We start from the raw sequence: 13,551 nt of genomic DNA, 5'->3' as shown, positions 1-13,551 counted from the left end.
GGAACCAGATGAGAACTGGAGTGGTATATCGTTTGATTACGAAACAGACGTGTTCGATGTTTTAGGTGGACGCAGGGGATTAATGGGATCGTGGGTCTGATTAAGCAGGCGTCATTAGAAGGGAGAGGAGCTATATGTTTCTCCCCCTATTTACGTATGTCCACAATGTATTGGATCAGTAGAGAACTTCTTCAAACAGAGATATATCATAATTTGAGAGTACAATCATTCTATTATGTAGATCGCATTTGTTTCTTCATTTTATTGTTGCGGGGAACGTTGACAGAAGTGATCAACGAAAGATAAAATCCATATATTCCCTATATTTTCAAAAGCATTTATATAGATTGATAGTTAAAAAAATATACTTCAACGCTCTATTTGGAATCTGATTTCTTGGATATTCCATCAGGAAGCGATAGTGTCTCCACACTTAATGGATCGTAATTTACCATAACGAATACCTTCTTTTTCTTATCGCCTTCGGCATAGCCGTGGAGGCCTAGAGACTTGCTTAGATCGGGAGGAGAGAATCTATACTCCGTAAAACGAACCGTTACACCGTATTTTTCGAGAACATAATTTGCAGCGAACTTCTCGGCGGAGGATACAATCTCCTTTTCCTCTTTGGAGGCACATGCTCCAAGCAAGAGAGATGAGATAATTAAGATTACAAACAGGAAGAAAGGTTTTCTCAAAAGGGACACCTCTACTTTCTTAGACTGGTATTAATATACTATAAAGATTGAATTATCACTAGTTTACATAATCATATTGAAATGTTCAATTCAGGAGGTATTTATGCAAAACGGTTACATTAGCGACGAGTTATACCAGAAAATATCTAACTTTGCTTATCAGAGGGACATTTCTGCCGGCACACCGCTTACAGAGGAGGGGGAATATGCACAATGGAAAGTCATTGAACCTGAAGGTGCTGAGCTCCACAATAAAGTGTCGGGTTTCGATTCCGTTGTCTTCCAAAACAATCAAACAAATCAGATTGTCATCGGTTACCGGGGAACGGAGCCGGATGGGAACTGGCTGGGGATAGCGGCTGATTACGAAACAGACGTGTTTGATGTCTTAGGTGGACGTACCAGAGAACTGGAGGATGCCGTAACTGACCCGAATCATCATAACATTTTCAAGAAAAGCTTTATTCAATCGATTAAGGAAGATATCGATTGGCAGAATAACCAATTCCATCAGGCGGAAGTACTTTATGAACAGGTTAAATCAAAATATCCTGACGCAAGTATATCTCTTACAGGACATTCGCTTGGAGGTGGTTTAGCGCAATACGTAGCAGCGCGACAGGATTTGTCAGCCATGACATACAGTGCCCCGAGTGTAACCAATCTGCTGGACGATGCAAGCTTAGCGAAAGTAAATGAGGGATACTATGATAAAAAAGTGGTAAACATCGTTCATCCTAACGATTCAGTAGGTGCAGGTGGGATTTCTGAATATGACAGGCATGTTGGCAGCACGTACTACAAAGGCCAGGATTTTGACTCAGCCAATGCGATGTACCAAAACTGGAGACTGCAATTCCAGCTTATGTTGCCTATTCGCCCGATGGGACCCAGCGGCCCACTAGCTACATACAATTTCCCAATCGATATTGATCTGGACAAGTTTCAGGTCGGCAATATTATTCGATTGATGGACTCATTTTCTAAAAAAGAAGGTAAAGGCTATCACTCCATGAACCAATATCAGTTTGATCAACAGGGGAATTTGGTCGGTCCACTTATTGATCGTGCTACGGGGCAACAAATTGATATCTCACCACGCTGGAATACTTATCAGGAATCACAGGTGGCCTTGTCAAACCTCTTTGGCGGAGTGTTGGCGCCCTTAATTGCGGTTGCCGCCTATGGGAAGTCAGGTCAAGGTGGCGGTACAATCCGATTGACACCGGAGGAGCTGGCGCAGGCAGCAAGGGAAATGCGCCTTAGCCTGGACGGATTCTCCAATGATGCACAAGCTTCCATCCGGATGTTCGAGGCGTATACTTCCACAAGTGAAAGCCATTCCTTTACCCCAATTGCTTACGATGCTACAGCGACACTAGAACGAATTAACCGTTGGTATCAGGAATCGATCAGCGAGATTGCAGAGTATATTGAACGAAAGCACGAAGATTTCGTTCAAGCAGATCAGTTCTTGACAGGAGGTAAGTGACATGGCAAGAATATCGGTATCTTTATCTGATCTGAGAAGAGCCGTTCAGCAATGTGAGCAGTTGCTGGAGCGCTTAATGCAGCAGGAGCAGAAGATGCGTTCAATACATAGCAGACTAGAGCAAGATTGGGCTGGAAATTCTGCAACCACGCTAGGATTTAAAATGCAATCTTTCCTAAGCGGAACATCCACAAGAATAAATGAATTGGAGACGCATAAAGAAGCACTGCGACGTTACATCCATAGGATGGAGGAAGCTGACCGAGAGGAGCGTAGAGATTACAGGGAAAACAGCATGCTGAGATGAGGATATAGACTGGTAGATATTTAATGGTATTGTGTATTAGATAGATTACGCAGGCGTATTGTTTGGAGAGCCAGGTTCTAATGAGAAAAAAGAAACCGTTCCGCAACAGGTGGAAGTGCAAGCAGCAATCTACTTAAGGGTACGGTTTCTTTTGTATATTCTACATATTTGATAGGGACATAATAGACTAATTCGGTTGTTATGATGAAGGAACGATATTTGAATTCAGGTGTATATGATAAAATGATAGAAAGTTTTAAAAATACAAATAACAGGAGGTATAACACATGAAATGGCAGGAAGTGAGAGAACTGTTCCCTGACCAATTTGTCCTAGTTTCCATTATTCAATATCATGAGGAAGATAACAAAAAAATCGTAGATGAAGTTGCACCAATTCGTATCGTATCCGAACAAGATGCCAATAAAGAGTTTTTTCGAGTAGAGCCTGGTAACTTTGTATATCATACTTCAAATCCAGACTTTGTGATTCATCTCCGTAAAGATCCATTAATGAGGGCGGTATATTGAACGGATATGGAGCAAAAGATTTAGAAGGAGAGCTTATGAACGAAAGAGCTAAAAAGAAATTGAAAATGCAATTTGGCTTCATCATACTATTTATTTTTATCATTGGTGTGCAATTAATTGTCAAAAACTACTTCGTGGATCATCCCCCTGCATGGGCAACTGGATTATCCATTTCTGGTTTTATTATATTTTGTATACTTGGGCTGCTAACCTACCTTGATCTCAAGAACCAAGAACAATTCGTAACCATTGGACAAATCGTAGAGGTGAAGAAGGATACAAATATCATCATCGTTAAAGGGCTGGGGAAAGGTCATCGGAAAATATTAATAAAAGATAGTCATATCCTGAATATAATGCAGGCAAATGAACTGATCGAAATCACGAGACTGAAATATACAAATATGATAACGAAAAAAATGTATCAGGACCAAGAGCTACAACTTTGATCAGGTGATGAAAGAGTTGTGGTTTTTTATATATTGATGACGGTTGAAATTAACAAAAGTAGATTTTCCTTAATCCCAAGGTTATGAAAAGAAAGTATGCTCTTGATGAAGCTCAAGCAAGCATTCGAACAGCAAGATTTGCACCTGAACTCCATTCTACTGAATGTTATGCTTTATTTAGAGATGCCATCGTTAGACTACATAACGCCGATCTTCGAGTAAGAGATGTCAAAGTGTCTACTTTAGGATTTGAAATACCGGACTCTCGGCGTACCACGGGCATCTCTTCTGAGTTCACGTCACTTGCAAGGCAGCTTTAAAAAAATGTCTGATTTCACATTGACAATCCATTTTACTTTTGTAGATGCACTGAAATATTTAAATGATCTTTAAAAAGAAGTGAAAAAAGAGGATTTTTAATTTTTTTGGCAACTAAGTGATGTCTGGTTCCGTTTATATTTAATAAGAAAATCAATTTTAGGAGGGAAACTGATGAATAAGAAATGGAAGGTCATTTTATTCAGCTTTATTGGGGCTTGTATGCTTTTAGTCGTGTTAGGAGCATTATATGTGAATAACGTTGGATATAATAATGTGAAACACATGTATCGTTTAGAATCAACCGGTAAATCTGTAATTCGGATAGATAGCGATATGCCTGCCCGAGAGCGCTATCTCACGAAAGAAAAGGGTGATCCACAGGAACTGTTAAAGTCACGCATGGAACGAGAAGGGTGGGTATATAGTCAACAGGAGGGATCAGGTTATTTTTTTAAGAAAGACGGTCGGGAAGAAATAGTCACTACGCAGCAATGGAATCATTTTTATATTATATATAGTTTGAATGCTGGAATTGCGAACCTTGAGGATTAGACAAGAAAACAACGCCCTACTTTGTAAAGGGGGCGTTGTTTTACGTTGTGCTTAGTTACCAGTGTTAGTTGCTTTGTCCATTTCGTATCCATATACTTTATAGCCAGCGGTATACCAATCTTGGAGTGTGCTAGTTTCCTTTTTGTCAGTTGTATGTTGGGTTAAGAATTTATTGTTATTGTTGTTGCCTGTATTTTTTGTGATTATAGCAGTGTGATCGACATGTCCATCAGCTCCAAAGTCCGCATTTACGGCATCACCTGTTTGTAGAGCGGCCACACTTGATGCAACGCCAGCTCTTTGACTCCAATGTTTATAGAAGTTTTGAGCTCCTCCCCACGTGTGAGTAGGCATAAGGGGTCCGAACTTCCAAGCATCATCAGCAGTTACGTGGGAACCTGTTCTAAATTTCATCCCTCCTGCATAAATCGCTTGGGATACAAAGTTAGTGCAATCATTCCATTTCGACCAACAAGATGAATTTGCTACATTACAGCCTTCTTTTTCAGCATAATATGTTGAATACGTCGGGTTTCTTTTGTTCCACCAACTGTAAGCATAGTCTCGGGCTGCTATATTGTCATATCCGTTTGCGGAAGTAGCTAGTGGACTAACCTCGTCTGTTGCGAAAGAATCAAAGTTTGTTTCGCTACTAGTTGTTGTTTCGTTATTATCTGTAGATGGAGCAGTAGAAGGAGCATCTGAAGGAATCGGTAAAAGACCATTTAATTCAGTAAGTTCTGCATTGGAGAGTGTTACGTTGTTTCTAAGCTTATTTTGATATGTTCTCAATTGTACATTAAGTTCATAGTTTTCATACCAATCAATAAATTTTACATATTCTACTATCTTTTTCATGTCCTCAGCAGAGAATAATTCAAAAGAAGTCCCTAACGAGAGTACATATTTTTGATATTCTACATTGTCTAAGTCTGTTTTGATAGCGATACCATCTTTATTCAACTGCTTTTCAACCAAGTTGATAGCATCGTTGTGTTCAATAAGAGCTTTTTCTTTCACCTCTGCTGACTTTCCAGGAAGTACATTGTAAAACTGGATATCGCTAGCATTAATTTGAATATCGGCAACCTTCTCTGAATTAGTCTCTGCGGAAGCAGCACTTCCCATTAAGCTGAAGCCTAGAGCGAACGTTCCAACAATCAACCAAGTCTTCTTGAAATTCAATTTTTCACTCTCCTATTGTCATATTTTGTAATGTTGTTTCATAGATATAAACGCCATAAAAGGGAAAAAGTTACTTAAAATTTCATCTTTTTTTCAAAATTTTTTAAGTTTAATTCGATTTCCGCATTATAACGATTATATTTCCTCTTACAATATGAATAAGTAGAAGTGAATTCTCTCTGGATAGTAGTCGCATTAAAAATGACTACTTATGTTTAGTTCTAACAAGACACGATGCAGTTTAGACCCATCAGAGAGGTGCAAGTATGAGCCGATTGCTTGACTTATTGGAAGAGGAACGGCGCAAGCTTAATCAGCTTGGTGAGGCATCCTTGAAGCAAGCGATTCCGTTGTGGGACAATCCTGCGGTTCAGGAGCAGAGCCGGAGGGTGGATGAACTGGTGGCACAAGTTACTGAAATGAAAGCGAGACATAACCAAGTTGTACGGTAATGAGCGAAGTACATAATGCGTAGGGGAGGAGAAGCTATGGATTTTCCACCGTGGATGCAGCGAGCGATTCAAGCAAGGCTGGATGAGGTGACACCCCGGATCGAGCATGATCCTGAACTGAGTCGTGTACGTGGGGAAACCGACGAAGCGTTTGAAGCTTTGCTTGCTGGCAAAGATGTCGAGCAGACACCTGAATATGCGGAATGGGAGAATCGTTACATTGTTAGCAGAGGCATAGAGAATGAACGGTTGTATATGCAGGGGCTGCGCGATGGTATTCAGTTAACGGTATCCTTGCTAGGCCAGTCGATGTTGGTGGAGAGAGGGAATGAATCTGACTAAAGCTAATTGATTTACGAACTTAGCAGTGTGAAAAGCCCGTTAATGCTTACATGGCTTAGCTTGGTAAGCATTAACGGGCTTGATCCGCTAACGCGAACTCATATGTCATGGGGGAGCAACCCCGCTTTACACTAAAAAACCCGAGCCGAAGCGTGAATAACTCGCTTCGGCTCGGGTTTTAATGCTTTACTTTTCCCAACAACAAATTCTTATTTCCCACTCACAGACTTGAACCAATCATTTACCTCTTGGGTGATCTGGTCGCCGCCGTTGGATTTCCAGTTGGCTACGAATTGGTCGAATGCATCGATTGGCAGTTTGCCGTAGATGATTTTGTTGAAGGTTTCGAGCTCGGACTGACGGAGCAGGTTCCACTTGGATACCATGGTTGGTGTGGCTGCGCCTGTGAAATAGTTTTGTTTGCGGATGTCGATCTGGGACATCACGACTTTACCTGCATACCAGTTTTCCGGTTTACGGAATTCAGCCATTTGTTTCTCGTAAGGTGTTTCAGCTTTCTCGCCGTTCGCGAGTTTCACGAGTGTTTTCATGTACAGGTCCGGAATTCGCGCCGGGCCGGTCAGGAACGGGAATTCGTTGGAGAAGTCTTTGATCTTCTCTTTGTCACTGGTCGGTTTACCATCTACGATATCCCAGTCGTACCCTTTGGCAAAGCCGTACTCATACGGACTGCCCGCTTTCGGGTTCGCCAGGTTATCCAGCAAGTAGTTGTAGTACAGGAAAATTGCTTCCGGGTGCTTCGCATCTTTGTTGATCATGATACTTGCGTTGACGCCAGAATTCTGCCATTTCGTACCGATCTTGCCGTCTGGACCAGCCGGAACAGGATAGGCTTTGTATTTCGCGCCCGGTACGTTCTTCAGCAGGTCTGGAGCAGGCCAGTCCGGTACCCAGTTTGCGCCAGGTAGAATGCCGGCTTTGCCAGCCGTCCAGCTTTCGGCGGATTTACCTTCGTCCCACAGTGCGGAGTCGGCGTGGATATATCCTTTTTCCATCCATTCAGCCAACTTGGCAAGGGCTTGTTTCGCACCCGGGTTCACGGAGCCGTACTCCAGATTGCCGTTTGCGTCTTTGTTCCATTGTTCTTCAATTGTGCCGTATGCACCGAACAACCAGTCGAGTCCGCCCATCCAGGTGTTGGTGTTGTTTTTGAGCGAGATTGCCAGCGGGAATACTTTGTCTGGAGACAGGCCGTCCGGGTTCTCGTTTTTGAATTTGTCCATGATGTTCTCAAGGTCTGCGATGGTTTTTGGCGCTTCCAGGTTCAGCTTCTCCATCCAGTCTTCGCGGAGCCAGAGCAGGGTATCGTCGTTATCCGTGTACTCCATGATTGGCATGTTGTACTTTTTGCCGTCCTTGGTGAACGGATACCACAGCTCAGGATGTGCTGCTGCGTGCTCTTTCAGAATCGGGCTTGCATATTTCTCGAACAGCTCGTCAATGGCGATGAATTGACCGGAGTCGATCAGCTGATTCGTCAGTACCGCGTTCGTTGGCACGGTTACGAAATCAGGCAGCTTCTCGCCGGACGCAATCGCCAGCTGCAGCTTCTGTCTGTATTGATCGTCAGTGGCCGGATACCACGTATCTTTGTGCTTCATGCCCAGCGTTTCGAGCATCCAACGGTCATGTACGTTGTTCTCTTTGGTATCGCCATGAGCGTATTTTTTCGGCATCAGCACGGAGCTGAATTCGATGGGCGGGTCGTATTTTCCTTTGGCAAACGCCGCTTCCGCTTCCGCAGAGCCGACAGCCTCTTGTGTATCATTCGTGCCTTTCTCACTGGCTGACCCGCCACTGCCGCATGCAGTGATGGTGATGAGTGCGATAACCATGAGCAAGGACCACCATGCTTTGAATTTGATCATTGTTCAATCCCCCTACGATGTATGATCTTTACACTGTAACTGTACCAAGAGGAGCAGGAGGGCATCTATATGAGTTTGTTAGTTTCGATAGGACTCTCTTAGTGAAAGTGTAAAAACTTTGGTTTAATGCTGGTCTCGGTACTCTTGAGGTGTCACGCCAAATTGACGTTTGAACACTTTGATAAAATACGCCGGGTCCATATAGCCGATCTCCAAGCTGATCTCATATACTTTCTTGGTGGTTGTGACCAGCTTATGGCAGGCCCGATCCATGCGCAAACGCGCGATATATTCACTGATGCCCTCGCCAGTTTCGATCTTGTAAATTTTGGACAGATGCGTTGGATGCAGATTCACATGATCTGCAAGCACACGTAAAGATACATCCAGATGCAGGTTTTTATCGGTAAACTCCTGTATCTTCTTCACATACTCTGAACGTGTGTCTTTGACCTCGTTGGATGTGCCTTCCTTTAGCTTGGCGAGTACGCAGAGCGACCATTTGCGCAGTTTGCCTATGGTGGAGAAGACTTCGCCGCTCTGTAGCTGCTCGATCTCACTGCCCATGAGACCTGCCAGGGTGAGCTTGTTCCGATGAGCCAGGTTCGTGAACGCAGCGGTGATGAGAAATCCGGCCTCCATACAGTGTTCCCACGATTCCGACCATTTTTCGTCCAGTTCGGCGCAGACGGCACGGATTTTGTCTTCCGCGGCATCCCATTGGCCGCTTTCGAGCAGCTGAATGAAGGTAGGCGGTGTGTAAAGCACATCCAGCGGACCTTGTGCCGCTGGTGCTTCGACATCGGTCACCCGCATGACGAATTCACGCTCGTCCCCGACGATCTGACGGAAATAGGCGGAAGCCTGACGGAAGCGATCGTAGATCTGTTCCGGGAAGGTGAACCACTCGGTCATAACAATGGAGAGGGAGCCTTTCAGAAACTGTTTTACTTTGGATTGAAGCTGAATGGACAGCTTCTCCAGAATGGTTTCTTTTCCAATATCGCCGTTCGCTTCTTTCAATTGCAGTAAAAACACAACATACCCGTGCTCCTCCTTCACACCCCACACGTGCATAAACTCACCCATAATCTCCTCCGCCATGTTGATAATGGCATATTCGATCAGGGTCTGATCATGGCTGTCGTACTGGCTGAACTCATTATCCATACGGACCAGCATCAGCGCCGCATCTCCGGTGCGGAAGGGCAGGTCATAGTTATCGAGCTTGCGCTCCCATTCGCTGGCGGAGAACCGATGTCCCTGTAAGGCTTCCAAAAGTAGGCGTCCACGCAAATGCGGTAAATTCTCGCGCAGGGTAAACTGCGTTCGCGATAGGGAGCTGACAAGTGCCCATTCATTGTTAAGCTGATCGATGGCTTTCTGTACGGCGCCGATCAGTTCGTCATCTGTTGGCGGTTTGAGCAGGTAGTCCACGGCTTCGTACTGGATGGCTTTCTTGGCATAGTCGAATTCGGAGTAGCCGGATAAGAGGATGCATTTTATTTTTTTGTCCCGGATGCGGATGCGTTCGATCAGTTCTATGCCTGTCATTTCCGGCATCTGAATGTCCGAGATCACGATATCAATCGGATGAGTTTCAATGAGTTGCAGGGCTTCGCGAGCGGAGTATGCCCGGTGAACCTGTTCGATCCCGAGCGTATGCCAGGGTTTGGTCATGGACAGGTTATCGACCCAGTGTGCTTCGTCGTCTACGATGATCATTTGCATGTTGCTTTGTCTCCTTGCTTGAGGGTTTACACGCTTCTAAGCTGACATGTGTTGCAAGCAGTATATCACACCACCATCCGCTTCTCTATGGAAACAGTTCCGGGCGCATATGCGCTTGAAAAAAAGATTGAATAATCAATATTTACGTATAGTAATCCGATATATAGGGTGAAATTACAATTGCTAAATTCCTCCTTAGAGAAGTAGGATGAATATGTAGGAACGTTCACTCAGCATGTGGCAACCTTGAAGCCGATGAGGAAATTCAGAAATACATAAAGACAAAGATGACGACGAAGAAGAAGAGAAAGAAGACTAAGAAAAAGAAAAAGAAAAAGAAGAAGAGAATGAAGAGAAAACGTATCATTACGGGGGGATTTTGTGAGTACGGCAAATCATTTTAATTTTAAATCGGACGAAGGAACGCGAATCCATGTGTATAACTGGCTACCTGCGAGTGATACTCAGGTCAAAGGGGTGGTACAGATCTGCCACGGGATGGCGGAGACGGCGGCCCGATACGAGCGTTTTGCACTGGAACTGAATCGGAATGGATATATCGTGTATATTCACGACCAGAGAGGGCACGGCAAGACGGCAGAGGTTCTGGAGAACGTAGGATATTTGGCAGATAGCGACGGATTCGAGTGGATGGTGCATGATCTGTATAAACTGACTGGCATCATTAAGAAAAAGTATCCTGAACTCCCTTTATTTCTGATGGGTCATAGTATGGGCTCGTTTGTTACGCAGCGTTATCTGATGCTCTATGGCGAAGAATTAGACGGGGTTATCTTATCGGGTTCTACACTGCATGTGCGCTTTATTCTTCATGCAGCTGCGCTGTTAACCCATGAAGAGATTCGGCGCCGCGGCAGACGTGTTCCGAGCCACCGGATGAACAAGCTGTCCTTCGGCAACTACAACGATGCGTTCAAACCTGTCCGCACCGAATTTGACTGGCTTAGCCGGGATATGGAAGAGGTGGATAAATATATCCGTGATCCGTTCTGTGGCACGGTGTTTACGACTGGATTTTTCGCAGACTTTTTCAGTGGACTTAAGAAGCTTGGGATCAAAAGCAATCTGAATCTGGTGCGCAAAGACCTGCCAATTCATATCTTCGCTGGGGACAAGGACCCGGTAGGCAGCTTTGGCAAAGGCATTATCCGGCTGTACAACGCCTATAAACAGCAGGGCATCGACAACGTGACCTATAAGCTGTATCCGGGCGGACGACATGAAATGCTGAACGAAACGAACAGGGATGAAGTTACTGCGGATATTGTGCATTGGTTGGATGAGCGGATGAGCAAGAAAGTATAGACGTAGTCGCAAATGGAAAAAGAAAGCAAGAAGATAGCAAAAAGTGTAGCAAAGAGGATAGCAAAAAGGATACGAAAAAGATACCAAGAAGAAGGAAAAAACGCCTTTACCGCCGCCACAATGAGCGGTTGGAAGGCGTTTTTTAGTGCGTACATTAGTGTATGCAATCGTTACCCGAGGACGTTGAGCAACAAATGCGGCGGTCCAGGGTAACGGATACTAGGTTAATCTGTCTTTATCTATCCGCCTGAGTCGTTCCCACGTTCCTTGTCAGCTTCTTCGCTCGGAATTTCCCAGACGATTTCGGTGCGGAAGCCGCCGAGTGGAGAAGGGCCGAACAAGAGGTAGGAATGGTTGCCAAAGGTGTGAATCATACGCTGGTACGTATTCCAGAGACCGCAGCCGACTTCCTCTTGCAAAGGCTCCAGCATTTCCTGGTTCAACGCTTCGTACTGCTCTGGCGTGAGGCCAGGGCCGTCGTCATCGATATAGATTTTGCCAAAGCCATTCACACTCTCCCCGGTAATACGAATCTCCCCGGATGTATACGATTTTCCGACACCATGGATCACCGAGTTCTCAACCATCGGTTGCAACATCAGACGCGGAACCGATTGGGCAAGCATATGCTCCGGAATATCGATGTGATATTCGATTCGGCCGTTGCGTAACTTCTGAATATCCAGATAGTTAATGAGTAACTTGATTTCTTCCTGTAGCGAAGAGGTCTCCCGTTCCATCCGAGTGGTGTAGCGATAATATGAACTCAGGTTATGCGCCATGGACACCACGGCTTGCTCGTCCTTCATCTGCGCCATGTTGATGATATAACCGAGACAGTTATATAGAAAATGCGGGTTAATCTGTGCCTGGAGCTGCTTCAGCGTCGCTTCTCTGGCCCGTATTTTTTCCTGAAAGACATTTTCGATCAGATCCTGAATCTGGTGAGACATGTCGTTAAAACGGTGGAACAAGAATGAAAACTCATTCTGATTCTTGCTGTGCAAACGCACGGAGTAATCGCCTTGCTGCACGCGGCGCAGACCTTTGATCAGTTTCTGGATGGGGTACTGCACATTGCGATACAGAAGGATGGATGCCGATATGCCCACAACAAGCAGCAAAATCATGCAGGCATAAAACAGATTCTGACTCAGCGAGATCGGCTCCAATATCTGATACAGCGGCACGACATCCACCAGATGCCAGTCCAGATACGTGGATTTGACGGTACTGACAAGATAGTTTTTGCCGCCCAGTTCCACGACATCTTGCGTTGTATCTTCAAGCGAGTGAGTATCCAGATAACGGATCAGGTCACCGGATAACTGCTTGTCCGCGGTGCGGTTTAGAATAGGAGTGTTGCCTTTGTGATAAAAGAATGGGTCACCCTGTCCACCTGCTTTGTACGTGTCGAGCATATTCTGAATGTTCTCATGGCTAAAGCTGGCTTCAATGACCAGATTGCTGCCTGTGAGCATACCTGGTTGTGCTAATGAATCCGTATAGAACCAGTAAAAGGATTGCATGGCGTCTTTCGAATCGGTGGAATGATCCCCGTAGGTCCATTGTCCGCTCATGTTTTTTTTCAGATACGCCTCATCATAACCCGTATCGCGGGTATAGTTCGCAATAACCTCCTTGTTCTGCTGGGAGTACACCGCGTAGCGGGTAGGCCAGAGATCGGTTACGCCCGTCTGCAGCGTCATTTTCTCCTGAATAATGTACCGCGTCTGCATCTGGTCATACTTATCCTGCCACAGGTTCAGACCGTTGAAGGCACGCACATTCGGATCACGCGAGAGAATAAGGCTGAAATCCATCATCTGATTGATACGGGAATCGATCTGACTGGACAGGAACGTGAGTTGCTTGGTGTTCGAGACCTGCAGTTCTTTGCTGACGACGTCATACGTAACGTTGTTCGAATAGGTGTACATGATCAGAATCGGGATGAACAGAATGATGATTAACAGATTGATTTTGGCGAAAAGGCTAAAGCGGGATCGGATTCCTTTTTGAAAAACGTTAAAGCGCTCCCATATATACATAAAAAGTCTCCTCTATATTCACATCTAACTATATTGCTGAACGTTTTTATTTACACATGTAACAGAGAGGACAGAAAAAACCTGGAAAAGCGAAGCGCTCGCCTTTATCACCGGATTTTCCCTTTAAGAAGGGAATCAAAAAAATCTGGGGATAACAGCGATTGTAAGGTTATTCTGTCCTCGGAGTGGCTGGTGTAAATAACACGATTAGTTCACCAATATAGAT

13 protein-coding genes are annotated in these 13,551 nt (G+C 44.7%); 8 read left to right on the top strand and 5 right to left on the bottom strand.

From position 1 onward, the window contains the following. Positions 1–377 precede the first annotated feature (377 nt). Positions 378–698 carry a hypothetical protein gene (locus J2T16_RS22005; protein ID WP_221787052.1) on the bottom strand — a complete coding sequence of 107 codons (321 nt, stop codon included), beginning with the start codon at positions 696–698 and terminating at the stop codon, positions 378–380. A gap of 103 nt (positions 699–801) precedes the next feature. On the opposite strand from J2T16_RS22005, the gene J2T16_RS22000 reads away from it, so the two are divergent. The 5 genes from J2T16_RS22000 (at position 802) to J2T16_RS21980 (ending at position 4,349) form a co-directional block, all read left to right on the top strand. Continuing rightward, complete coding sequence (locus J2T16_RS22000) at positions 802–2,190, top strand: lipase family protein (RefSeq protein ID WP_221787050.1); 1,389 nt, start codon at positions 802–804, stop codon at positions 2,188–2,190. A gap of 1 nt (position 2,191) precedes the next feature. Continuing rightward, positions 2,192–2,497: a WXG100 family type VII secretion target gene (locus J2T16_RS21995; RefSeq protein ID WP_221787048.1), complete on the top strand. Its 306-nt coding sequence runs from the start codon at positions 2,192–2,194 to the stop codon at positions 2,495–2,497. A gap of 287 nt (positions 2,498–2,784) precedes the next feature. After that, positions 2,785–3,027: a hypothetical protein gene (locus tag J2T16_RS21990; protein WP_221787047.1), complete on the top strand. Its 243-nt coding sequence runs from the start codon at positions 2,785–2,787 to the stop codon at positions 3,025–3,027. After that, a complete protein-coding gene (locus J2T16_RS21985; protein ID WP_221787046.1) occupies positions 3,024–3,476 on the top strand; it encodes a hypothetical protein in 453 nt (150 codons plus the stop codon). Before J2T16_RS21990 ends, J2T16_RS21985 begins: the two co-directional genes overlap by 4 nt. Positions 3,477–3,968: 492 nt before the next feature. Further along, the gene (locus J2T16_RS21980) at positions 3,969–4,349 is read left to right on the top strand and encodes a hypothetical protein (RefSeq protein WP_221787045.1); all 381 of its coding nucleotides are present in this window, start codon (positions 3,969–3,971) and stop codon (positions 4,347–4,349) included. Positions 4,350–4,400: 51 nt separating this feature from the next. Here the strand turns inward: J2T16_RS21980 and J2T16_RS21975 are convergent, their stop codons facing one another. Further along, positions 4,401–5,534 carry an amidase domain-containing protein gene (locus J2T16_RS21975; RefSeq protein WP_336122090.1) on the bottom strand — a complete coding sequence of 378 codons (1,134 nt, stop codon included), beginning with the start codon at positions 5,532–5,534 and terminating at the stop codon, positions 4,401–4,403. 266 nt (positions 5,535–5,800) lie between these two features. Here J2T16_RS21975 and J2T16_RS21970 point away from each other — a divergent pair, with 266 nt between their 5' ends. Both J2T16_RS21970 and J2T16_RS21965 read left to right on the top strand, forming a co-directional pair. After that, a complete protein-coding gene (locus J2T16_RS21970) occupies positions 5,801–5,986 on the top strand; it encodes an aspartyl-phosphate phosphatase Spo0E family protein (protein WP_221787043.1) in 186 nt (61 codons plus the stop codon). Between the two features lie 36 nt (positions 5,987–6,022). Next, positions 6,023–6,328 carry a hypothetical protein gene (locus J2T16_RS21965; RefSeq protein WP_221787042.1) on the top strand — a complete coding sequence of 102 codons (306 nt, stop codon included), beginning with the start codon at positions 6,023–6,025 and terminating at the stop codon, positions 6,326–6,328. 209 nt (positions 6,329–6,537) lie between these two features. On the opposite strand, the gene J2T16_RS21960 is transcribed toward J2T16_RS21965, so the two are convergent. Beyond that, on the bottom strand, positions 6,538–8,217 hold the full coding sequence (locus J2T16_RS21960; RefSeq protein ID WP_336122091.1) for a type 2 periplasmic-binding domain-containing protein: 1,680 nt from the start codon (positions 8,215–8,217) through the stop codon (positions 6,538–6,540). 123 nt (positions 8,218–8,340) lie between these two features. Further along, the gene (locus J2T16_RS21955) at positions 8,341–9,948 is read right to left on the bottom strand and encodes a response regulator transcription factor (RefSeq protein ID WP_336122092.1); all 1,608 of its coding nucleotides are present in this window, start codon (positions 9,946–9,948) and stop codon (positions 8,341–8,343) included. Positions 9,949–10,329: 381 nt separating this feature from the next. On the opposite strand from J2T16_RS21955, the gene J2T16_RS21950 reads away from it, so the two are divergent. Next, positions 10,330–11,274: an alpha/beta hydrolase gene (locus J2T16_RS21950; RefSeq protein WP_499019255.1), complete on the top strand. Its 945-nt coding sequence runs from the start codon at positions 10,330–10,332 to the stop codon at positions 11,272–11,274. A gap of 239 nt (positions 11,275–11,513) precedes the next feature. On the opposite strand, the gene J2T16_RS21945 is transcribed toward J2T16_RS21950, so the two are convergent. After that, a complete protein-coding gene (locus tag J2T16_RS21945; RefSeq protein ID WP_336122095.1) occupies positions 11,514–13,325 on the bottom strand; it encodes a sensor histidine kinase in 1,812 nt (603 codons plus the stop codon). Positions 13,326–13,551: the final 226 nt, after the last annotated feature.

This window comes from Paenibacillus intestini (genome assembly GCF_030803945.1).
Classification (GTDB): domain Bacteria; phylum Bacillota; class Bacilli; order Paenibacillales; family Paenibacillaceae; genus Paenibacillus; species Paenibacillus polysaccharolyticus.
The sequence above is the reverse complement of the archived record's forward strand: the minus strand, read 5'-3'. Positions and strand labels throughout refer to the sequence as shown.